23 protein-coding genes are annotated in these 20,498 nt (G+C 59.9%); 1 reads left to right on the forward strand and 22 read right to left on the reverse strand.

Annotated features, from left to right (window positions below; genetic code table 11):
• Window positions 1-193: 193 nt before the first annotated feature.
• The 17 genes from Mhypo_RS06295 to Mhypo_RS06375 all read right to left on the reverse strand — a co-directional run bounded on the left by Mhypo_RS06295 (window position 194) and on the right by Mhypo_RS06375 (window position 15,543).
• Window positions 194-613, reverse strand: coding sequence for a hypothetical protein (locus Mhypo_RS06295; protein ID WP_119340482.1), 420 nt, complete (start codon window positions 611-613; stop codon window positions 194-196).
• Window positions 614-626: 13 nt separating this feature from the next.
• A complete protein-coding gene (locus tag Mhypo_RS06300) occupies window positions 627-1,685 on the reverse strand; it encodes a cytochrome-c peroxidase (RefSeq protein ID WP_119340454.1) in 1,059 nt (352 codons plus the stop codon).
• Between the two features lie 15 nt (window positions 1,686-1,700).
• Window positions 1,701-2,441, reverse strand: coding sequence for an MbnP family protein (locus tag Mhypo_RS06305; RefSeq protein ID WP_119340455.1), 741 nt, complete (start codon window positions 2,439-2,441; stop codon window positions 1,701-1,703).
• A 61-nt stretch (window positions 2,442-2,502) separates the two neighbouring features.
• Window positions 2,503-3,714, reverse strand: coding sequence for a CopD family protein (locus Mhypo_RS06310; protein ID WP_240637140.1), 1,212 nt, complete (start codon window positions 3,712-3,714; stop codon window positions 2,503-2,505).
• Window positions 3,715-3,767: 53 nt separating this feature from the next.
• Entirely contained in the window at window positions 3,768-4,205 is a 438-nt protein-coding gene (locus Mhypo_RS06315; RefSeq protein ID WP_170148229.1) for a copper resistance CopC family protein, read from the reverse strand.
• Between the two features lie 107 nt (window positions 4,206-4,312).
• Window positions 4,313-4,645 carry a DUF2946 domain-containing protein gene (locus tag Mhypo_RS06320; protein ID WP_147075216.1) on the reverse strand — a complete coding sequence of 111 codons (333 nt, stop codon included), beginning with the start codon at window positions 4,643-4,645 and terminating at the stop codon, window positions 4,313-4,315.
• Window positions 4,646-4,716: 71 nt separating this feature from the next.
• Window positions 4,717-5,415: a gamma carbonic anhydrase family protein gene (locus Mhypo_RS06325; protein WP_119340458.1), complete on the reverse strand. Its 699-nt coding sequence runs from the start codon at window positions 5,413-5,415 to the stop codon at window positions 4,717-4,719.
• A gap of 20 nt (window positions 5,416-5,435) precedes the next feature.
• Window positions 5,436-5,843 (reverse strand): NUDIX hydrolase, encoded by a 408-nt coding sequence (locus Mhypo_RS06330; RefSeq protein ID WP_119340459.1) that lies wholly within the window; start codon window positions 5,841-5,843, stop codon window positions 5,436-5,438.
• On the reverse strand, window positions 5,840-6,709 hold the full coding sequence (locus Mhypo_RS06335; protein ID WP_119340460.1) for a DUF1028 domain-containing protein: 870 nt from the start codon (window positions 6,707-6,709) through the stop codon (window positions 5,840-5,842). The genes Mhypo_RS06330 and Mhypo_RS06335 overlap by 4 nt, the downstream gene beginning before the upstream one ends.
• Window positions 6,710-6,771: 62 nt before the next feature.
• Complete coding sequence (aat, locus tag Mhypo_RS06340; protein ID WP_240637147.1) at window positions 6,772-7,347, reverse strand: leucyl/phenylalanyl-tRNA--protein transferase; 576 nt, start codon at window positions 7,345-7,347, stop codon at window positions 6,772-6,774.
• A gap of 284 nt (window positions 7,348-7,631) precedes the next feature.
• Window positions 7,632-9,401, reverse strand: a complete 1,770-nt coding sequence (locus Mhypo_RS06345) for an ATP-binding protein (RefSeq protein WP_119340462.1) — start codon at window positions 9,399-9,401, stop codon at window positions 7,632-7,634.
• Between the two features lie 13 nt (window positions 9,402-9,414).
• Window positions 9,415-10,359 (reverse strand): DNA double-strand break repair nuclease NurA, encoded by a 945-nt coding sequence (locus tag Mhypo_RS06350; protein WP_119340463.1) that lies wholly within the window; start codon window positions 10,357-10,359, stop codon window positions 9,415-9,417.
• Between the two features lie 65 nt (window positions 10,360-10,424).
• Window positions 10,425-11,501: a tetratricopeptide repeat protein gene (locus Mhypo_RS06355; protein ID WP_119340464.1), complete on the reverse strand. Its 1,077-nt coding sequence runs from the start codon at window positions 11,499-11,501 to the stop codon at window positions 10,425-10,427.
• A 118-nt stretch (window positions 11,502-11,619) separates the two neighbouring features.
• A complete protein-coding gene (locus tag Mhypo_RS06360) occupies window positions 11,620-12,873 on the reverse strand; it encodes an ATP-dependent protease ATPase subunit HslU (RefSeq protein WP_119340465.1) in 1,254 nt (417 codons plus the stop codon).
• Window positions 12,870-13,418 (reverse strand): ATP-dependent protease subunit HslV, encoded by a 549-nt coding sequence (gene hslV, locus Mhypo_RS06365; RefSeq protein ID WP_119340484.1) that lies wholly within the window; start codon window positions 13,416-13,418, stop codon window positions 12,870-12,872. Before hslV ends, Mhypo_RS06360 begins: the two co-directional genes overlap by 4 nt.
• Window positions 13,419-13,889: 471 nt before the next feature.
• The gene (gene lepB, locus Mhypo_RS06370; RefSeq protein WP_119340466.1) at window positions 13,890-14,672 is read right to left on the reverse strand and encodes a signal peptidase I; all 783 of its coding nucleotides are present in this window, start codon (window positions 14,670-14,672) and stop codon (window positions 13,890-13,892) included.
• Window positions 14,673-14,799: 127 nt separating this feature from the next.
• A complete protein-coding gene (locus Mhypo_RS06375; protein WP_119340467.1) occupies window positions 14,800-15,543 on the reverse strand; it encodes a patatin-like phospholipase family protein in 744 nt (247 codons plus the stop codon).
• A 178-nt stretch (window positions 15,544-15,721) separates the two neighbouring features.
• Between Mhypo_RS06375 and Mhypo_RS06380 the strand changes: the two genes are divergently transcribed.
• Window positions 15,722-16,546: a serine/threonine-protein kinase gene (locus tag Mhypo_RS06380; protein WP_119340468.1), complete on the forward strand. Its 825-nt coding sequence runs from the start codon at window positions 15,722-15,724 to the stop codon at window positions 16,544-16,546.
• Here Mhypo_RS06380 and Mhypo_RS06385 read toward each other — a convergent pair.
• The 5 genes from Mhypo_RS06385 to Mhypo_RS06405 form a co-directional block, all read right to left on the reverse strand.
• Window positions 16,543-17,673: a citrate synthase/methylcitrate synthase gene (locus Mhypo_RS06385; protein ID WP_170148231.1), complete on the reverse strand. Its 1,131-nt coding sequence runs from the start codon at window positions 17,671-17,673 to the stop codon at window positions 16,543-16,545. The genes Mhypo_RS06380 and Mhypo_RS06385 overlap by 4 nt on opposite strands.
• 72 nt (window positions 17,674-17,745) lie before the next feature.
• A complete protein-coding gene (locus Mhypo_RS06390; RefSeq protein ID WP_119340470.1) occupies window positions 17,746-18,546 on the reverse strand; it encodes a HesA/MoeB/ThiF family protein in 801 nt (266 codons plus the stop codon).
• A 30-nt stretch (window positions 18,547-18,576) separates the two neighbouring features.
• Window positions 18,577-18,978 carry a M67 family metallopeptidase gene (locus tag Mhypo_RS06395; protein WP_119340471.1) on the reverse strand — a complete coding sequence of 134 codons (402 nt, stop codon included), beginning with the start codon at window positions 18,976-18,978 and terminating at the stop codon, window positions 18,577-18,579.
• Window positions 18,979-18,980: 2 nt separating this feature from the next.
• A complete protein-coding gene (locus Mhypo_RS06400) occupies window positions 18,981-19,643 on the reverse strand; it encodes a DUF2461 domain-containing protein (protein ID WP_240637141.1) in 663 nt (220 codons plus the stop codon).
• A gap of 78 nt (window positions 19,644-19,721) precedes the next feature.
• Window positions 19,722-20,177 (reverse strand): TlpA family protein disulfide reductase, encoded by a 456-nt coding sequence (locus Mhypo_RS06405; RefSeq protein ID WP_240637142.1) that lies wholly within the window; start codon window positions 20,175-20,177, stop codon window positions 19,722-19,724.
• Window positions 20,178-20,498 lie beyond the last annotated feature (321 nt).

The raw sequence follows: 20,498 nt of genomic DNA on the forward strand, positions 1-20,498 counted from the left end.
AAGGTCTACAGTTTGCAAGGGTTCCCAGCAAAATGCTAACGAGCCGACCAAATCTGGCATTAATCCTTGCTTCACAGTGAACGGGGGCACATCAGGAACAAATAGCCGAGACCGGGGGTGGCCATTTGTGGGGCTGATAAAATTCTGCCCCTCCCAGCCACAATCCTGGACTGCAGGGGCTGGGGAAAATAGCCTAGCGAGGCAACACCTGGATGATGCTGTTCATGATGAAGGCTGGCACCTTTTTACCGGGCATGGGCCTGCCGAGCAACACCAGAAAGTAAGGGCCCGGTTTGGGAAACTTGACCACCCCTTCTACTCGCCCGGTGCGGGGGTTGAACTGCATACGTACCTGGGCATCGGGCTGGGCCGTAGCGCTCACCTTGCCCTGGTAAAAGAGCAGCGTACAAAAACAGTCCTGGGGGTTGATGGGCAGGCTGCCCACCCGAATGTATTCGATCCAGGCCACCGTGGCCCGGCCCGCAACGGGTACAGCATCGTTGGGCTCAAAGTCTACCTGGCCCTGTACGAAGCCTCCGCTGCCCTCGAACGGGTGGGCCAGGGCAAGGCTGGTCAAAGCCAGCGCCAAGAGCCATCCGGGTATCCATCTCATGGCAAACACGCTCCTAAGGCGGCAAAAAGGCCGGGTTGGTGCCAAAGCTCTCATCGGTCAGGGACCTCAAAAAAGCCACCAAATCGTCCACCTCGGCCTCGGTCAGGCCCAAAGGTCTGATGAGGGCATCTGCGTTGAGGTTGGGCTGGCCGCCCTGATTATAGTGCTGCACCGCTTCGCGCAGGGTTTGGATGGAGCCGTCGTGCATGTAGGGGGCAGTGAGGGCCACATTGCGCAGGGTGGGGGTTTTGAACTTGCCCACGTCTTCGTCCCTGCCGGTTGCGCGGGCCAGCCCGATGTCCTTGTACACGGTGTAGAGAGCGGTATTGCGGGGCTCGTCGTCGGTGAATTCAGGGCCCACATGGCAATGAAAGCAGTCGCCCTTCTCGCTAAAAAAAAGTTCCATACCGCGTAAAGCCGCCTCACTCATGGCTTTGTCGTCGCCAGCCTGGTAGCGGTCGAAGGGGCTGTTGTAGGAAAGCAGGGTACGTTCGAAGGCCGCTATGGCATAGGTGGTGGTCTTGAGGGTGGGGGGCTCACCAAAGACCTCCTGGAAGGCTTTGGCGTACTCGGGGATGGCCCCTAGCCTTTGCGCAAGTTCCTCGGGCTCCATGCCCATCTCGTCGTGGGCGGTGAGGGGGCCTACCGCCTGGAGCTCGAGCCGGGGCGAGCGCCCTTCCCAAAACAGGTGTCTGCGAAACGCCACATTGGTGAGGGAGGGCGCATTGCGGCTGCCCTGGCGGCCAAAAATACCGGTGCTCACGGGCTTACCCCCATCGCTAAAAGCAAACTCGGGCTTGTGACAGCTTGCGCAGGCCACTTTGCCGTCTTTGGAAAGACGAGGGTCAAAAAACAGGCGCCGCCCGAGCTCCACTTTGGCAGGGGTCTGGGGGTTATCCTCGGGCACCGGCACGGCTCGCTGGGCAAAAGGAGCAAGGGGGCTGGCCGGGTGGACAACGGTTGGAGGAGAGGGTTGGGTGGTTAGCGGCTTTGGGCGAGGCCAGAGATAAACGGCCAGGAGTCCCACCCCAAGCAGAAGCAGCCCCATCCAGCCCACCCGCCAGCCTTGCATACGCCACCCAGAGCATCAGTTTGCTAGCGAAAAAGCCGTCTGCATGTTGAAATACACCACCGACATCAGGAGGCTGGTTTCGGGACTCAGGCCGTGCAACTGGCGCAAGGACTGCTTGCGCCAATCCACAAAAGCCCCGCCCGGCCCCGGTTGAAAGGCTTTGGCCACATCGAGGTTCAGGGTGATGGAACCCCCAGTGGGCGGAATGTTGATCTGCACCCGCCGGGTCTGGAGGTCTTGCAGGCGCACCGGAATGCGAAAGGCATCGGTGCCCATATGAATGACCCACTTCTGCTTGCCTTCCGGCAGCAAGGCCACCCCCTCGAGCCGGTAAAAAATATAGCCGGGGTTCCAGGCCCAGTACATGCCGGAGTTCACCCCCAAAGGCATCTGCTGGGTGCCGGCGTCGAGGTGGTTGAGCTCGCGCGGCACCCCCACGTTGAAGCGAATACCGCGGTACTGCCCTGCCGGTACGTCCATTTTCATCACGCTTACCCCCTGCGTGGGGGCCTCGCGCTTGAACTCGGCCAGCACCAGGCCCTCGGCCCGCACCTCACGACCATCGGGCCGCACCAGGGCCACCTCGGAAATGTAAAACTTGAGCAGCTCGATCTGATAAGGCTGGCCCTGAGGGGTCTGGTAGGTCTGAGCGAACTGCAAGGGCTGGTCGCCTACGCGCAGGTTGATTTTGAGCTCCACCGGCGCAGCCAAAGCGCTTGCCAGGCCGAGCGGTAAGAGGAATAGCCACGCTTTCATTAGCACTGCTCCTTTCCTATGAGGTTATCAAAACGAATGGCAGAATCGTGTGAAACAGCCCTCAACGCTGTACTTCCAGGGTGAACTCGAGGGTCTTCTCGGGTAGCTCCAGCTCCACCCGCCACTCGCCGGCTTGCCTGGTCAGCAAAGCACTGTGGTACTGCGACTTATAGAAGGGCACCGGGGTATCCTCTAAAAGCTCGCTCCCGCGCTCTGCCCGTACCCGTAGGGCAGGGCCGCCCTCCAGCAGATTCCCCTCGGCATCGCGTAAATCGAGGTACAGGTGAATCAGGCCGGCCTGGCTGAACAACTGCCCCACAAAGCGCCGGTTCCCAAAGGTTTCCGAAATATTGACGATGCGGGGGGCCGCCTGACCGGGCGTTGGGGGGGGTTCGGTGGTAGCAAGCAGGCCACTGGCCAGCAACACGCCCACAATCAGGGTAGCCTCGAGGCTCACGGTTTGCAGCCCCTTGACCTGCTTGGCCTGCAACCGCGGCAAGAGCCAGAGCCGGTTCACCGCCGCCACCCCCACCACCAGGGCCACCAACCCCAGCTTAAGCAGCAAGCGCTGGCCGTAGGCGGTGCTCCAAAGGTAGGAAAACTCGCCCAGCCGCGCCCAGGAAAGGTATAGCCCCAGCAGGGTTAGCCCTGCCACCGAAGCCAGGCCCAAGGCCGAAAGACCGCGGATGGCCTGGAGCACCGCCTCGTAACGCGTGCCCGGCCAGACCACCGCCAGGGCCAGCACTCCCCCTGCCCAAACCACCCCTGCGCCCAGATGCAACAGGTCGGCCAGGAGTTGTAGCCCTCCGACGGCCCCGGCATGGGCGGTGAGGCTCAGGGTCAGCAGTAGACCCAGCGCCAAAGGGGGGTATACCCAGCGATCGAAGCGAAACCAGCCCATTGAAAGCCCCAGGAGCCCCACCAGCAAAAAAACTCGAGCCAGCAGGAGGTTGCCCTGCCGGGTCTCGAGCAGATAGCTACCCACAAGTGCGGTATCGCCCAACATCCAGACTACGTGGTAGACACCATAAACCGTTGATCCCAAAGCCAGCAAAAAGCCCCCCGAAAGCAGGTACCACACCCGCCAGCGCTGGGTCCTGGCGGCCTGGGGCCCCACATAGCGGGCAAATACCCCGGCCCCCACAAGCAAGAAAACCCCGATGTACAGCGCAGCCCTCAGAGCAGACTGGGTATTGTCGTGTTCGTGTGGCATGGCAGCGCTCGGGTCAAGTAAGGCCAGGTCAAAAGGCACAGGCTCTTTGCAGATCAGCATAATCCCCCAGCATGGGGCAGAACTCAGAACACCGGCTTCGGCTTAGCGGCTACTCAGGGCTTGTAAATGAATACGAAGAAATCGGTCTCGGGGTGGCCATCAACACCCAGGTTCTTCCACATCACCACATAGGCCCCGGGCTGAAGCCCCGGTTTTAGCGCAAGGGTCACGCTTTTGCTTGTGCGGGCCGAGGTAGTTACGCCCGCATCTACCCGCCGGGCCGCATCACCCCGCAGGGGAAGCACCTCGCGCACCAGGGGCTGCGCCAGCCGGCGCAGCCGGGTAGGGCTACCCCAGGCCTCCTCGGGCGCATTGAGGGGGTAGACCTTGAAGGTCGAGAGGCGTACTTCTACGGCCGCGGTAAAGTTTATAACCACCGATCTGGGGGCCGTGCGGACGGTTGCATTGGCCGAGGGGGTGGAGCTTTTGTACTCGGCATGCGCTAAGGCCAAGCCAAGCAGTACCCCAAAGGCAAAAAGGGCTTTTTTCATCGTATCTTCCTCAGGAGAAGCCATAAAGTGCTGAGCCAGAGCCAGCGCTCCAATGGCAACAATCGAATTGCTCAGGTATATCCCGACTACCTCAACCAAGCAGCAGGTCAGATCGGCGGCCCTCGAGCCGCAATCACCTCGAGGAACTCCTCTCGGGCGCAGCACTCCCCTGTCCCTATCCGAAGCTTTAGGAAAAATAGATACACCGCCACCAGCGCAGGCGCCAACCAGGGCAACAGCATCTGCAAGAAGCACAATGGGCAGTGCCCCTGGTGGTCGGGGTTTTGGTCGGTATCGCTGTGGGCTGGTAGGTGATGGTCTATTTGGACAGGCTCTGCGGGAAACATCACCATTCCACGCAGGCCAAACATCAGCGAGACGCACAAAACCAAAGTCGCCCACCCCATCACCGCAAAGGGTTGGGGGGTTTTTGGTTTCACAACCCAGGCCGCCACCTCCAGATCACCCTACACGAAATTGTTGGCTTAGCCTGTGGCATCCAAACACGGCCTCAAATGGGCCGAATCAGACCTTCGCGCACCAGTTCGTGCAGCACCTCGGCCTTGGCATCGCTTGTGCGCCCTTCCACAATGGCCTTGAGGGCCAGGAGCGCCTCCGGCTCGCCCCGTTTGAGTTGCAAATGCAGGTCGCTGAAGGGGTTAAGTGCGTCCTGTCCGCGCAGGGTCACCTGATAGCGTCCAATCGGCGCAATGGGGGCCAGGTGGGCCAGATAGTGGCGTGAGAGTTCTACGTACCGCTCGGCGTTCTGGGTGGGTTCTACCGGCCCTCGCACCTTGGCCGGGATGCCGATGGCCAGCATACCCGCAGGAATTTCCATTCCCGGCGGCACCACCGCACCGGCCCCCACCATGGCCCCCTTGCCCACCCGGGCCTGGTTTAGAACCACCGCACCAATCCCAATAAGGGCGCCGTCTTCTACCAGCGCCCCGTGCACCACAGCCCGGTGCCCCACAGTTACATTTTTCCCTAGAATGCAGGGGTCGCCGGGGTCGGCATGCAGAATCGCACCATCCTGTACGTTGCTGCCCGCACCGATTACCACCTTCTCGGTGTCCGAGCGCACCACCGCCCCAAACCAGACCGAGGCATTCTCGCCGATTTCAGCCTGACCAACAACCAGGGCAGTGGGTGCAATAAAGGCGCTGGGGTGAATCTGAGGTACGTGTTCGTCCAGCCGATAAACAGCCATATGCGCTCCTTCGCTGCTGCTTAGTTTATGCCGGAACTCTGGCCGTGAACATGGCTTATGGCTTCATCCAGGAGCCGCACATCCTCGGGAAAAGCTAGCAGCCGGCGGGCCTCTTCCGGGTCAAAAAACCCGGCCCCACCAAGCCCCTTCTCCAGGCGTATCTGGCCCTGCCCCTCCATCAAGAACCAGTGAATTTCTCGAGCAATGCCTTTGTTGTTTTGGTACCGGGTCGTCGAGAGCGCCTGTATGACCTTGCCTTTGATGCCGGTTTCTTCTTCTACCTCGCGCAAAGCAGCTCGCTCGAGGCTCTCCCCCGCATCCAGATGCCCTTTGGGAAAACACCAGTAGCCCAGCCGATCCCGGATCAGCAAAACCTTTCCATCGGGGCTAAAAAGCACCCCACCCGCCCCTTGCACCGGCGTCTTCACGCGAATTTCTCCTTCAAGTAGGCCAGCGCCACCTCATCCAGGGCCGCCCCACCCGAATACCGCTCTTCCAGGTTCTCCATGCCAATGAGTGTGGCAAAGGCCCGCTCGGTCGCCTCGTCCCACACCTCGCTGATGGGGCCGGTGTAATGTCCTTGGCGATTTAAGAGTGTCTGAATCCAGCTGATTTCTTCAGGGTTCAGGGGGCGGGCAGGCTCACCCGCGCCAAATAGCAGCCGGTGAATCCTCAAGAGCCGCTGCAACTCCAGCACCGGGTCGGGGTGGTCGTCGGCCCGCAGGTCGATCCAGCGCTCCATACCGCCATAGCCCTTGCCTTCACCCACCACCAGCAAGGCCGCCGACTGGCGCCCGCGTTTATCGCCCCCAGCCCGGTCGGCCTGCAACAGCGACTCCAGGAGGCGTTCGGGGAAGGGCAGGTCGGTTCGGTTCAGAAAGGTGCGCTCGAGGGCCTCCACCACCTCGGGGCCGGTCAGCAGGTTGCCCTGGGCGGCATAGCCCGGCCCCCACCGCCCCCCAGCCCAGCCGTGGCATTCCTGCCCGGTGTAAGAGAGGCTCTCGCCGCTGGCCAGCACATAGCCAAACTGCCGCCTGGCAAGGTCGGGGTCGTTGCGCGCGAATACCGCCAGGATGTCCTCCGGGCCAGCCCCTGCTTCCATCAGGGCCAAACCGGTGGGGCCAAAACTGGGGTTGACGTAAGACTGTGTGGCCACCGCACCCACCCCGGCTTTGGCCCAGGGCACCACAAAGCCGACCGCTAAAAATTTGCTGGCCACCGCGATACCCAGGTCACCGGTGTGCTCGTCGCGGGCTACCAGCGAAAAGGTATGGACAGGCAAGGTCGCGTTCATGGGCCTTATCCTAACGCCCCACAGGGTGAAGCAGGGGGCTTCGGGATGACAGGCACGCCGTATCAGTCCACAAACAGCACAGGCTTCACAATGGCTTCCTGGAGCCTTTGCCGGAACTCGAGCGGATCCATCTCCACAGCCCCAAAGCGGGCCAGGTGGGGGTTTTGTACCTGCACATCGAATAGTTCAAAGCCCCGGGCCCGCAGGTGCTCCACCAGCCGTACCAGCGCCACCTTGGAGGCATCGGGTACGCGGTAAAACATGCTGTCACCGATAAAAGCCGCCCCAAGCACCACGCCCAGGATGCCTCCGGCCAGCACGTCCCCCTGCCAGGTTTCAAAACTGTGGGCAAAGCCGTAGCGGTGCAGTCCCAGGTAGAGCCGGGCTACCTCAGGCGTAAGCCAGGTCTCGCTCGAGAAAGAACCGCCGCGGGTGGCACAACCCTCGAGTACACCTGCAAAATCGGCGTTGATGCGAACCTCAAAGCGCCTGGCATTGAGCACCCGCCGCAGGCTGCGCGGCACATGAAAACGCTCGTCCAGGGGCATCACGGCCCGGTAGGGGGTTCCGTAGGCCCGCTGGTCAAACCAGCCAATCCCCTGCTCCATACCGAGGGGGAAATACCCCTGGGCATACATTCGAAGCACCGCCTGTAAATTCTTCCTATCCACATCCACAACAAAGGGGCCACGGGTTAAAGGCTATATGGCTGAGGGCTATAAGCTAGTTGGCTATAGACTTTTTCACCGTTTCCGGCAGTCCAGGGGCGGTTTGTGCTTTGATCCGAGGGATATGGGGTTAGCAAACCCTGCCTAGCCACATAACGGCTATGGCCTAACGGCCACCCCCTCGCCTTCCAGATGATGTTCGCACTCACCTCACCCCAGGCTTATTTCCTGAAACGCCCTGGGCTACCGACACCCTAATCTATCAGCTTGGATATGGTCGCTGCCGAGACATCTTCTCTGACCTCATCTTTTTTCATGGCCCAGGCCGGCAGCGGGAAGGTAAGGGCCAGTGGAACCGGCACCTCGGGCTGGTGCAGAATCATGGTTCCCTGCGGCAAGATGACGGCCCGCTGGCGGAAGGAAGCGGGCAGGTAGCGGTACTCGGGGCGCTCGGCCTCGGCCGCATCCAGGCGGCCCACCACCCGGATGGCCGCGTTGCCCACTACCCGGCTTTCCACCTCCGAGGCGGTCTGCTGGGCCCCAATCAGGATGACCCCCAGGCTGCGCCCGCGCTCGGCGATGTCGAGCAGGATGTCCTTGATGGGGCTTTCGCCATCGCGCGGGGCGTATTTGTTTAGCTCGTCCAGCACCACAAACACCCGCCCCGCGTAATCGCCCCGCTCCTTACGGCCAAACACCTCGCGCAGAATGGAGCCCACCACAAACATCTGCCCCTGGGCCGACAACTGATGTATATCCACCACGCTGACCTGGGCCTGGCTGCCCAGCGGGTTGGGGGGATTGCCGGGCTTGTCCCCCCGAATCAGGTGCTCCACATTTCCGATAGAAGCCCGCAGCCGGCGTACAAAGGCCTCGAGGGTGCCCCTGGCCTGCCGGGCTGTCCAGCGAGGGTCACCTTTCGGTTTCTCGTCCTCCTCGGCAGATTCGGGACCCAGGAGCTTGAACTCGATGTAGCGCACCAGCTGGGCAAAGGTGGTCAATCTGATTTTGCCCAGCTCACCAAACTTCACATTGGCCTCCATGGCCGATAGCTCATCGGCCCAGTCATCTACCACCACGTGGGGGCCTTTCTGGCTATCCCTGTCTCGCTCATCCCCCACCAGACGGCGCAGGCGCTCACTCACCTGGTCAATCAGGAAGCCCAGGTTGCTCATGGCCCCCCGGTCGGTGAACAAAAAAGGCAGCAGCCCCTCCCGGCAGAACTGCACCAGATCCCAGTAGTAGGCGCTGGCGTCGGGGCGGCTCACATCGGCCAGGATGTCGCCCGGCGTTTTGCGGGGTGGGGCCAGGAAAGCCACGCTCTGGAAGGCGCTGGCCGGCAGCCCCAGCTTGCGATAGGCTTCCCGCGCCTCATCGTTCAGGCCGTTGTTGTCTTTGTCCAGGTAGAAGAGGTCTTCGCCTTTTACGTTGAAAATAAGGGCCTTGGTGTTGGCCTTCTGGCGGTTGGCGGGCGACTGAAACAGGCTGTGCAGCAAAAAAGTGGCGTAACTGGTCTTGGCCGCCACACCGGAGACCCCCGAGATGTTGACGTGTCCGCCTTTGAAGCCGTTGAGAAACTCGAAGTTGATGTAGGCCACCTCGCCGTTCTTGAGGATGCCCACAGGCAGCCGCTGGTCTTGCATACGGTCGTAGTAGAGCGCCATCCCCAGGGCCTCCTCCTGGGCCAAATAGACCCGCGAACCGGGGTCGGGGGGCAGGTATTCTTCCGGCATGAGCCGGGTCACCTGAACGTGCGCAGCGTAGGAGAGGCTCACCGGCAGCAGGTCGCGCCGGGCCAGAAACACATCTGTATCGAACTGTGCCCCCTCGTAGAGCTTGATGACCTGATCCACCATGCCGTAGTAGCGCACGTTGCCGTTGGGGTCACCTTTTTGTGGATCGGGGTGGCGAAACTCCACATACACCAGGTCGTCGAGGCGCAAATACTGCCCTTCCTCGACCGCTACCCAGAAATCCAGCGCACCGGCTTCGCGGCTGCCCAGTACCATTCCAACCTGTCTCACACCTGCCTCCTGCCTAAGCAAATAGCGCCTGCACGATTCTACGTCGGATTACCTCACCATGGCCCAGATGTCGGCCCAGCCACTGCTCGAGGCCCCCAATGGGAATCAGGTTCTGCGGCGCGCGGGGGTCGCGGGCGGGCGAGGAAGCCAGCGTACAAAAGAGGTTCACCGATAAGTCGGCCAGCTTGCTGGCCTCGGCGGGCTCCGACGTGGGGGTTTCCACCCGCAGCAGGGCAGCTCCGCTATAGAAGGGGGCGCTGGGCTCCAGGGGCAGGCGCACGTACCAGGAAAAAACATCCAGCGGGCGACGCAGGGCATAGCCTGGAATCGAAAAAATTGGGGTACGCTGATGGGGTTCCAGGTTGTGCAGCAAGGCCTGTTCCTCGGGCCCCAGGTAGGTCGCGGCCTGGGTCTTGGTATAGCCCAGGATCCGCTCGGGTGCTTTGTAGGCTTGCGCTCCAGGGAATATCTGCCCGTCCACAATTACCAGGCCCCCCTCGAGCTCGTTCACCAGGCTGGCTTCCAGGCGCCGCATCTGCTCGGTCACCCTGGCCCGCAGGCTGGCGGGGTCAGACCTGGAGGTCTGGATGGGGCGGTAGTGGCCGAGGCCAGGAGGCAGGGGTTCCTCGAGCTCGGCGCTGTGCAGCAGGATGTGTTCTTTCCGGGGTTCCCCTACCGGGCGAATCCCGGCCCCATCGCGCAGCACCGCCCCGGCAATTACGGTCGCCAGCAGCGCACGGCGTCCCCTGGAATCGGCAATCTGGGCATCTATCCGTTGGCGGCCGTCTACCAGATACACAATAGGCCAGCTATGGAGTTCCACCTTTGCAGGGGTACGAGCGGTCCAATGGCCTTCATAGTGGGTTTTGACTTCCTCGAGGCCACGCCCCTCATCTTCTCCCCCCACTCGTTCGGGCAAGGCATACTCGGGGTTCCAGGCTTCCAGTTTCCAAGGCATGGAGTGATTATAGAAAAAATTATGTTTTTAGGCAATATAAGATTCAATTTCTGTTTATAGCAAGCTTACTTGAGGCGATTCAAGACCTCCTGGGCCTCCCTGAAATCGGGTCTTAGTTTGAGAGCCTGCTCGCACTGGGCTTTGGCTCCGGCCTTGTCGCCCAAAAGTTCGTTAGCCCGACAAAGCCAGAAACGGTAAACCGGGTTATCGCTTTCTAGGGCCACCGCCTTGGTGAAGTTGAAGCGCGCTTTTTGGAAATCTTTGAGCTCTATAAGCACCTGGCCCAGGCCAATGTAGGCATCGGGGAAGCGCACTGGCGAGAGGGCTACGGTTTGTTGATAGGAAACACCCGCCTGCTGCCAGTCCTTTTTCTCGTAGTAAGCATCGCCCCGACGCAACCAGGCCTCGGCATTGCCGGGGGCCAGAACCACCGCCTGATCCAGATGCTCGATAGCCAGATCTACATTACCGCGAAGCAACAGCAAGCTCCCGTACTTGACCCGCAAACTCGAATTCTTAGGCGCCGCCTTAACCGCATCATCGTAGTTCTTGAGGGCTTCATCCCACTTACCCTGGCGAATGTAGATATCGGCCAGCAAGGCCCGCACCACCGGCTCGTCTTTGATGGTCAGCGAACGGTTGATGGACTCAACCGCCTGGTCAAGCCGGTTCTGGTAGGCCAGAATAGTTCCACGAGTCGCATATATGGGGGCATATTTGGCATTGACCCGCTCGGCCTCGCGCAGTACGTTCAAAGCTTGATCCAGTAGGTTTTTGGCAGCGTCTCGATTTTCCGAGAGCAGATACTGCCGCAAGTACACCTGGGCCAGTGCCACGTAGGACTGAATGAAGCTGCTGTTCAGGGTAATCGAGCGGCGCAGGTTTTCTATGGCCGCCGTGAAGCGGTTGAGTTCGGACTGCACCCGTGCCAGCAGGTACAGGTTTTCGGCGCTGGGGGCCTCCTTGACCGCCCGCTCACAGGCCGTTAGCGCTGCTTCGGAACGTCCGGCGTCGTACAGCAGGGCGCACAAGCTGGCCTGGGTTTGCGGTCGCGACGAGGGCTGGGCCGGCTGGGCGGGGTTTTGTTGCCCCAGCACACTCCCCATAACCAGCACCATCACAAAGAACCAGAAACGCATCATCTTCCTCCAAGAAACGCCAACCCGTTCAGGCGAAAATCATAAACCTGCACCCGCAAGGTTGCACAGGTGGGGGGGTCGGCGCGATTTGTTGTCTTCAAGCTCATAACACCTTCCGGAATCAAAGAATGTAGCGGGATAGGTCGCGCGAAGCCAGCACATTCTCGAGCCTTGCTTCCACATATTCTTTCGTCACTTCGACCCGTCCCAGGTTGGTCTGGAACGAGACTTCCTCGAGCAGGCGCTCCAAAACCGTGGAAAGCCGCCTGGCGCCAATATCCTCCAACTCTTGGTTAGCTTGGTGAGCGTACCGCGCCACCGCCTGAATGGCCTCGGGGGTGAAGTGAATCTCGGTGTCGTCAGCTGCGAGCAAAGCTTTGTATTGTTTGATTAGAGAGTTCTCTGGTTCTCGCAGGATTCGCTCGAACTCTTGCGGCCCCAAGGGCTCGAGTTCCACCCGAATGGGGAACCGGCCCTGCAGTTCGGGGATCAGGTCGGAAGGCTTGGAAACGTGAAAAGCCCCAGCGGCAATGAAAAGCACATGGTCGGTTGAGACCGGCCCCAGGCGGGTCGAGACCACCGTACCCTCCACAATGGGGAGCAAATCCCGTTGCACGCCCTCTCCAGAGACATCCGGGCCGCTCACAGCTCCCTTGCCCCTGGCGATTTTGTCCATCTCGTCAATGAACACAATGCCCTCTTCCTGGGCGCGACGAAGGGCCTCCTGGGCGGCTTCTTCTTTGTCCACCAGGCGCTCAGCCTCCTGGTTCTTAAGGATTTCCAGGGCCTCTTTGACCCGCACTTTACGCCGCACCTTGCGCTGGGGCATCAAGCCTTTGAGCATGTCTTGCAGGCCCTGCATCTGCTCACCGCCAAACATGCCGACCATCGGGAGCCTGGCTTCCTCGGCCACCTCGATTTCCACCAGTTGGTCGTTGTAGCGGCCTGATCGCAGTTCAAAGGGCTGCACCCGAAGTAGCGAAGCCACCTCTTCTTCGGCCATGCTCTGGGCCCGCCCCTCGACCTTGGCCTTCATCTCCTGCATGACCAGTTGGTACGAAGCCTCGGCCAGATCGCGCACAATGGAGTCCACATCGCGCCCCACATAGCCTACCTCGGTGAATTTGGTGGCCTCGACTTTGAGGAATGGGGCCCCCGCCAGCCGGGCCAGCCGCCGGGCGATCTCGGTCTTGCCCACCCCGGTAGGGCCAATCATCAGAATGTTCTTGGGCACGACCTCACGGGCCAGTTCAGGCGGGAGCTTCTTTCGCCGCACCCGGTTGCGCAGGGCTACAGCCACGGCCCGCTTGGCCGCGGCCTGGCCCACGATGTGTTTGTCCAGCTCACGGACAATCTCGGCTGGGGTCAGGTTCATGAAGCACCCCCCACACTCAAAACCTGGGTGGGCTGTCCGCTGGTGTAAAGGTCGATTTCTCCCGCCAGCCGGATGGCCTGCTCGGCAATCTCGGGGGCCGAGAGGCTGGAGTGCCGCAACAGCGCTTTGGCTGCCGTGAGGGCATAGGGACCCCCTGAGCCCACGGCAATGACAGGCTCATCCGGGCTCAGTACCTCGCCGCTCCCGGAGAGCAAGAGCAGGGTGTCGCGGTCGGCCAGTACCAGCATGGCCTCGAGGTTCCTGAGTACGCGGTCGGTACGCCAAAGTTTAGCCGTCTCGATAGCCGCCCGCTGCAAGTTGCCCTTGGCCCCCGACAGCGCCCCTTCAAACTTCTCCAGAAGGGTCAGGGCGTCGGCCACCGCGCCCGCAAAACCCACCAGGATGCCTCCCCCCTGTTCGAGACGGCGCACCTTGACGGCTCCAGTCTTCATGATGGTCTGTCCCAGGGTGACCTGCCCATCGCCTGCGATTGCCGTGACACCGTCTCGACGTACTGCCACGATGGTAGTGCCGTGCATTCCCATTCCATCGGAATCTAGCGCCGCACGGTGAATCTGGTATGAGAAGCGCAGCATGTAACGCAGGCATTCGCTAGCAGGCATGGCTGCGTGGTTAGCGCATGTCTCCTGTGCGATGGGCTAACCATCAACCCTTCGGGAACTGCGATAAGTAAGCAACCATTACAACAATTCCCCTGACGGAGCGTGTCTGGCGCAACTCTATATCTTAGAGTGGTTTTCGAAAAGAACCCAACATTTACCAGGTGTTGTAAGCTGTGCCAGACTCATTTTTCGCCGGGATTGGCAGCAAAAACAGAGCGGCTCGCAATATCGTGACCTTCACAGACCTGGCCGCCCACAAAAACGCGAATGCGCCTGGGCACAGACGAATGTTTTCAAGTTTTCAGGCGGCCAGGGTTCGATCCAGCACAAATCTTTCTCAAAACCGGATAGCTCTAAATATGTGAAGAGTGCTCAAACAGATTCTCAGATGGTTTAGAGCCCCTTGAAGCCCTCCGGAACTGGCAAGGCCCGAATGCGGTTCAGGGGCCACCAAACCGCATTGGCCCGGCCCGCTATCGAGGCGGTGGGAACCGGCCCAAAGGTACGCGAGTCCTCCGAACCACCAAAGGTTCGATTGTCGCCCATCACGAAGTAATAGCCAGGTTTGAGCTTCAGTGCGCTGGTATAGCAGTGCTCCCCACTTCGGCTCAGTTGCAAATCCTCGGCACTGGGTGGGGCGAGCATTTCCAGCGTAGGTTTAAGGTATTCGGGTAGTTGGTCCGGGGCAAAGCGCACCTGTTGCTGGGTAATGAGGGCGGTGAGTTTCTCATTGTCATAACAAACCACCGGGTAGCTATCGGGGTAAGGTGTAAGTGAAGCCGTTATGTGGATTTCGTTGAGGGGCTTTCCATTGACGTAAACCACGCCTTCCCGCAGGCTTACCTCGTCACCCGGCAGCCCGACAATGCGCTTGATAAAAAAGGCGCGAAACTGGAAGCCTAGGACAGGGAATTGGGCCACCGCGTTGGGCGTGCCCTCGGGTGGCTTGACAATGGCCACCTCGCCCCTTTGCCACTGCATCAGGCCAAAGCGCACCAACCAGGTTTCATATTTGGGCACAAACACCCGCTCGCCATTGAGCAGGGTGGGGTTCATGGAGCTGCCCACCACGCCCACGGTGGTGAAGACAAACGTGGTGACCAGGAACGCAAGTAAAAGCGCCTCGCCCACCTGGCGAAACCATTCCTTGAAGAGATAGTCCAAAAAGTTACGCATCGTAAAAAGTCCCCTTCGTCTTGGCTAAAGCCCGGCCCATAGCATAACGCACACCGGCGTCCAGCCGAGCAGCCCTCTGGATTATTGCGCATACCCTGCATGAGCACATGAGCCAGGCAAATCAACCCTAAAACTTGAGCTGGGCTTGTGAGGCCGCCCTGCGGCCCGCCTCAACTATTTCCTCTAGCCGACCAAACTGCTCGATTCCAACCCCTGGAAGCTCGGGGCGTATGTAGAGTTCGGGAGGGTAGAGCGAACGCCTGGCGGCGGTCAGGTGGTTTTGCATGATGTCTATGGCCCGGCGCACCTGTCCGATGGATGAACGGGGAACCCCTGGCAGTCGCATTTCGGGGGTAACGTCTACGGCCAGCACATACTTGGCCCGCATGAACCGAGCAGCATCCACCGGCAGGTTGTCCAGCACACCCCCATCCACATAGGTTCGGCCTTCATATACCACCGGCGCTACTAGCCCTGGGTAAGCCGCAGAGGCCAGCACCGCGCCCGGCAGGTCTCCCTCCGAAAAATAGGCCAGCTTGCCCGCCTCGAGGTCCACCGCCGTTACCACCAGCTTTTTGGAGAGTTGATCGAACCGGGCTGGAAGGTACCTGGCCAAAAAGTCACGCAGGCCGCGCTGGGAGATGAGCCCGGGCCTTGGCACCAAATCCAGCAGGCGCAGCCAGGGGGTTGAACGGGAAATCTCGAGGATCTCGGTCGGTTTTTTGCCGGAGGCGTACAAGGCCCCCACCACCGCGCCCATGCTGGTTCCAGCCACCACCTCGGCCTCGAACCCCTGGGCCTCGAGTACTTCCAGCACCCCGATGTGGGCTAGCCCCCTGGCCCCCCCACCTGACAACACCAGACCGCGCACGCAGCAACCTCCTTGGGCTTCACAGCACCGCGGCAATTCTAACCGAATCTCTCGTGCGGCTCGGCAGCCCTTGGTTCTGTGGCACAGCACCTCGCCGCCGGTTTGGACAGGCAAATCGGGGAGCATGGTAGAGCAGATGAGAAATACCCCAAGCGCAGGTCAAAAAATCGGTATAGTGATGAATGTGGGGTTAGCCGGAATTACCATTGAGGGCCGCTATAAGGTCATCCGACCCATTGCCCGAGGGGCCCTGGCAACAGTGTATTTAGCCTTCGATATACACGGTACACCCTATGCACTTAAGGTGTTCCCTAAAGGTTTTGAAGGGCGGGCCGACCGCGAGTGGAAGGTAGGGAGTCAGCTCAAGCATCCACACATCAACCCGGTGCTCGCGCGCTTCAGCGTGCCGCACGACGGTAGCGAGAATCCCGCGGTTTTGCTGGCTTTTGCTCCGGGCAGCCGTTTTTCTGAATGGCGCAAGGACAACCCTGGAAAGGTTTTGGAGGTTTTCAAGCACCTTCTCGAGGCCCTTGCTCACATGCATAGCCAGAATCTCGTTCACCGCGACGTAAAGCCGGATAATCTCGTTGTGGACGGCACCGGGGAGGCACGTCTGGTAGATTTCGACCTCTCCGGCCCCCAAAGCGAGCGTTTTAGCCAGAAGGTGCGCCTTGGAACGCTGGCCTACATAGCCCCAGAGCAAATCCGCGGCCAGTCACCTACGCCTGCTTCGGACATCTACTCGGCGGGCATTTTGCTTTACTGGGCTGTTGCGGGCGAGCTCCCGTTTGTGGGAGAGCCGGTTGAGGTGATGGGCGCACACCTCAACCAGCCGCCTCCACCACTGGTCGCCGCTCCTGATACCGGTTTATCCGTTAGCGCCGAGCTTCAAGCCTACTTAGACCGGCTCATCGCCAAGGACTTGCGCAAACGCTATGCCAACGCCACAGAAGCCCTGCGTGATTTTGAGGCCATGGGCCTCTCTCGCTCGGCACGAACCTAGCGTTTGGACAGGGGCTTGTAGGGTAGGTCGAGTTTTCCGGTGTAGTGGGAGTCGGGGCGCAGCAGGCGGTTGTCAATCCGGGTGTACTCGAGAATATGGGCACACCAGCCTGAGATACGGGCCACCGCAAAGATGGGTGTGAAAAACTCGAGGGGATAGCCCAGGTCGGAGTACACCACCCCCGAGTAGAAATCCACGTTGGGGTAGATGCCCTTGGGGTTGTAAATGGCGCCGGCTTGACGCTCGAGCTCCTTCAGGATGGCATATTCCTTACTATGCCCGTGCTTGGCAGCAACCTCGCCCGCGTACTTGTCAAGCACACCGGCCCTGGGGTCGTAGGATTTGTAGACACGATGGCCCATGCCCATCACACGACCTTTTTTAGCCTGCAGTTCAGCCAGCCAACTCGAGACCTTCTCAGGTGAACCGATCTCGGCAATCATCTTCATGACCGCTTCGTTGGCTCCACCATGGCGGGGGCCTTTGAGCGCACCCACCGCCGCCACAATCGAGCTGTAGATGTCAGCCTGGGTGGAATAAGCAGCAATAGCGGTAAAGGTGGAAGCGTTAAAGCCATGTTCGGCCTGCAAGATGAGGGCTACGTCCATCAGCTTGGTTTCCTCTTTGCTGGGAACTTTGCCATTCGACATGTAGAGGAAATTGGCAGCATGGGACAGGCCTTTACGAGGGGCAAGAATTTTTTGTCCTTCACGGTGGCGCTTCGTAGCGGCCACAATAGTGGCAAACTTAGCAATCAGCGAGAGCGATTTCTCGTACAGCGCCTCGGGCGAGACATCACCCTCGGTGGGGTCTACCATGCCGAGTTCGCTCACGGCCGTGCGGAGCATGGACATGGGGTGGGCGTTACGGGGGAACTGCTTAATCTGTTTGATGATCGAGGGTGGTAGCGCCCGCAGGGAGGCCAGCCTGGCGCTGAAAGCCTTTAGCTCGGCCTTGTTGGGTAAGTGACCATGTAGCAATAGGTAGGTCACTTCCTCGAAGGTAGCGTACTCGGCGAGGTCTTGAATCTTGTAGCCGGCGTAGTACAGACGGCCCTGGTCTCCATCGATGAAGCACAGGCTGCTTTCGGTGAAAATTACGTCTTCCAGACCTCTGGCAATCGTCACAGTTGCACTCATGGTTTCTCCTCTAACTTTTCCGACTGATGTCGGCTTCAGCCTGTGTATTGTATCGCGTTCCTACACCGAAATACCGCAGAACAGCTCATAATCTTGCAGTGTAGTTACACTCGGGTAGTCACCACAAACCGGGCAGTCGGTGCGCCGAGGAAACCGGATTGTTCGAAAGTGCCCCTGTAATCCATCATAGACCAGTAGCTTGCCCGAGAGGGTTTCGCCCTGTCCCAGCAGAATCTTGAGCGCTTCGGCGGCCATCAGGCTACCGATAACCCCCGGTAGAACCCCAAAAACCCCCGCTTCAGCGCAGCTCGGAACAGTGCCAGGTTTGGGCGGTTGAGGGAACAAGCAACGGTAACAGGGCCCGCCCTGGTGGTGAAAGACCGAAAGCTGCCCTTCGAACTGGTGTATTGCACCGTACACCAGTGGCTTATCAAGCAATACACACGCATCGTTAACCAGGTAGCGGGTCGGAAGGTTGTCCGTGCAATCGATGATCAGGTCGTAGGACTCCAGAATTGGAAGTGCGTTTTGTGAATCGAGTTTGTGGGCGTAGGCTTCCACATGAACGTGAGGGTTGAGTTGGTTCAAACGAACTTTGGCCACCTCAGCTTTGGGCTGCCCAAGGGCCTGGGTATCAAACAAAACCTGCCGCTGTAGGTTGGAAAGGTCCACGGCATCCATTTCCACAATCCCCAGGCGGCCCACCCCGGCGGCTGCAAGATACATCAGGACCGGCGAACCCAAGCCTCCAGCCCCCACCACCAGTACCGCGCTTTGCTTCAGCCTGGCCTGACCGGCCCCTCCCACCCCCGGAAGCACAATGTGCCGGGCGTAGCGATCCAGTTCTTCTTTGGTCCACATAGCATCCTCGAACAGCCTAAACAGCCCTGCTCATACCTTAGGTGTCGCTACCTCGAGCTGGATGACCACCTCGTCACCCTCGGGCAGTCTGTACGCCCGCACCTCACCCGACTGCATGTCGAATATCACGTAGGGAACGCGCCAAAAGGCTTGCGAGCGGTCGGTTTCACTGGGCCGGGCCGGGCCGGTAGGGTGTGAGTGGTATATGGCCACGAGCTCGAGGCCTTCCCTCTCGATGCGTAAAAGCAACATGGTCAGGGCCTGCGGATCGGCCTCGTAGCGTTTTTGGGGCATGGGATGAACATTTTCCAGCGGCCAGACCTGCCTCACCTGGCCTCGCTTGCCCACCCAAAGCCCCACCCCTTCGCGCGGCAACACGGCCTGGAGGTGGCTCAGGGTTTGCTCGAGGCAGTCCTGCTGAATCCGCAACATGCTTACTCCCCTGCCCCCAGTAGCAGCACCTCGCTTAAAAACCGGTTGAGCGGAAGCAGCTTACGAAAAGCCTTTTCTACCGTTTCAGGAAACCGATCGGAAAGCACTTCGTTTTCGTCCAGGCTGTAGGAAACAGTAAAACTCCTCTGCTTGAGGTCTTCGACTAGTGGATGATCGGCGCCGTAGCCCTTGGGCGGGCGAACGAGCTTGCCTTCTCCGTCTAGCTCGAGCTTCTTGCGCAGGCGCAACCAGCGGGCATCTTGTCGGGCGATGGCGGCCCGGATGCGCCTCAGGTTTTCCGGCTCGGGCATCCATATGCCGGCTCCCAAAAAGCAGTTATCGGGCTCGAGGTGAATGTAAAACCCGGGCAGGTGGACATCCTGACCCAGCCGGTGGCGAAACTGCGCAGCGGCGTGCGTCTTATAGGGGGCTTTGTTCACACTAAAGCGGGTGTCGCGGTTGATTCTAAAGAGACTGCGGGGGCCGGCCAGATAATCGGGGCTGATGCGGTGCAGACGAGGGGCAAAATCTTCAATGAAGCGTAGAAATGGCGCGCGCACGTGCTGTTCGTAGCGCTTTTTATTGGACTGAAACCAGGTTCGGTGGTTGTTGAAGCGAAGTTCTATCAAAAACTGAAACAGCTCCGGCGAAAAGTACGGGGTCACGATAGCACCCTCCCGAATATACCCCACACGATGGCATTATTTCAGTGCGGGCGAGAAGCCGCCATTACCCTCTGGGGCCTAGTTTAATTGCGCCAGGGCTGCCTGAAGTTGCTCTGGGCTCATGTAACCGCGCACTTCGCCTACCAGCTTACCCCTGGAGTTATAAAAAAAATTGGAGGGGTAGCCGTTGACCCGCAGGGCGCTCGAGACCGTGCGCAGCGCATCCTGGTAGACCACGGCGCTAGAAAAACCACGGGTATCGTGAAACTGGCGCACCAGCTGGGCCGGCTCCCCATCGTTTACAAAAGCAAACCGCACATCCGAACGTTGGCGGGCCATCTGCTCGAACTCGGGCAACTGCCGCTGGCAGTAAGTGCACCAGGTAGCCCAGACCGTTACCACGGTGGGCTTGCCGCTTTGCAACATTTCGCTGCGACCATCCAGGCGCACCAACTGGGTTTGGGGCAAATCGCCGGCTCTTTGGGGCGGTGTTGAAAGCAGGGCCAGCAAAATCAAACCAACTACGATCAACACCACAAAACCTATTTGCCATGCTGGGGAGAGTCCTTTGGGAGAAGCTTGCATCTTTTCCAGTCTAGCAGGGTTGGCCTGCGGCAAATGTTCGCGCCCTCCAAACGACCCCATGCGTTTTGCACATTTCCCCAAGCCCGGCACAGTCATGTTGGCCACACCCCCGCCCCATTACTTCTCGCCGTGAAAAACAGCTGGAATCTGGCTTTGATCAGTGGCGCCAAGATTCAACAAAAGACCGTTTTCAAATACTATGCTGCGCGCTTTACAACAGTGGCCGGCCGCGAAAACGAGAGGGGACAAAGAGACCTGCCTCAACGGGGT

This window comes from Meiothermus hypogaeus, assembly GCF_003574035.1.
Taxonomy (GTDB): Bacteria; Deinococcota; Deinococci; order Deinococcales; family Thermaceae; genus Meiothermus; species Meiothermus hypogaeus.

Coding starts and splice junctions, on each gene's coding strand:
- Mhypo_RS06295 (WP_119340482.1), bottom strand. CDS start 613: ATGAGATGGATACCCGGATGGCTCTTGGCGCTGGCTTTGACCAGCCTT.
- Mhypo_RS06300 (WP_119340454.1), bottom strand. CDS start 1,685: ATGCAAGGCTGGCGGGTGGGCTGGATGGGGCTGCTTCTGCTTGGGGTG.
- Mhypo_RS06305 (WP_119340455.1), bottom strand. CDS start 2,441: ATGAAAGCGTGGCTATTCCTCTTACCGCTCGGCCTGGCAAGCGCTTTG.
- Mhypo_RS06310 (WP_240637140.1), bottom strand. CDS start 3,714: ATGCTGATCTGCAAAGAGCCTGTGCCTTTTGACCTGGCCTTACTTGAC.
- Mhypo_RS06315 (WP_170148229.1), bottom strand. CDS start 4,205: ATGAAAAAAGCCCTTTTTGCCTTTGGGGTACTGCTTGGCTTGGCCTTA.
- Mhypo_RS06325 (WP_119340458.1), bottom strand. CDS start 5,415: ATGGCTGTTTATCGGCTGGACGAACACGTACCTCAGATTCACCCCAGC.
- Mhypo_RS06335 (WP_119340460.1), bottom strand. CDS start 6,709: ATGAACGCGACCTTGCCTGTCCATACCTTTTCGCTGGTAGCCCGCGAC.
- aat (WP_240637147.1), bottom strand. CDS start 7,347: ATGTATGCCCAGGGGTATTTCCCCCTCGGTATGGAGCAGGGGATTGGC.
- Mhypo_RS06350 (WP_119340463.1), bottom strand. CDS start 10,359: ATGCCTTGGAAACTGGAAGCCTGGAACCCCGAGTATGCCTTGCCCGAA.
- Mhypo_RS06355 (WP_119340464.1), bottom strand. CDS start 11,501: ATGATGCGTTTCTGGTTCTTTGTGATGGTGCTGGTTATGGGGAGTGTG.
- Mhypo_RS06360 (WP_119340465.1), bottom strand. CDS start 12,873: ATGAACCTGACCCCAGCCGAGATTGTCCGTGAGCTGGACAAACACATC.
- hslV (WP_119340484.1), bottom strand. CDS start 13,418: ATGGGAATGCACGGCACTACCATCGTGGCAGTACGTCGAGACGGTGTC.
- lepB (WP_119340466.1), bottom strand. CDS start 14,672: ATGCGTAACTTTTTGGACTATCTCTTCAAGGAATGGTTTCGCCAGGTG.
- Mhypo_RS06380 (WP_119340468.1), top strand. CDS start 15,722: ATGAATGTGGGGTTAGCCGGAATTACCATTGAGGGCCGCTATAAGGTC.
- Mhypo_RS06390 (WP_119340470.1), bottom strand. CDS start 18,546: ATGTGGACCAAAGAAGAACTGGATCGCTACGCCCGGCACATTGTGCTT.
- Mhypo_RS06395 (WP_119340471.1), bottom strand. CDS start 18,978: ATGTTGCGGATTCAGCAGGACTGCCTCGAGCAAACCCTGAGCCACCTC.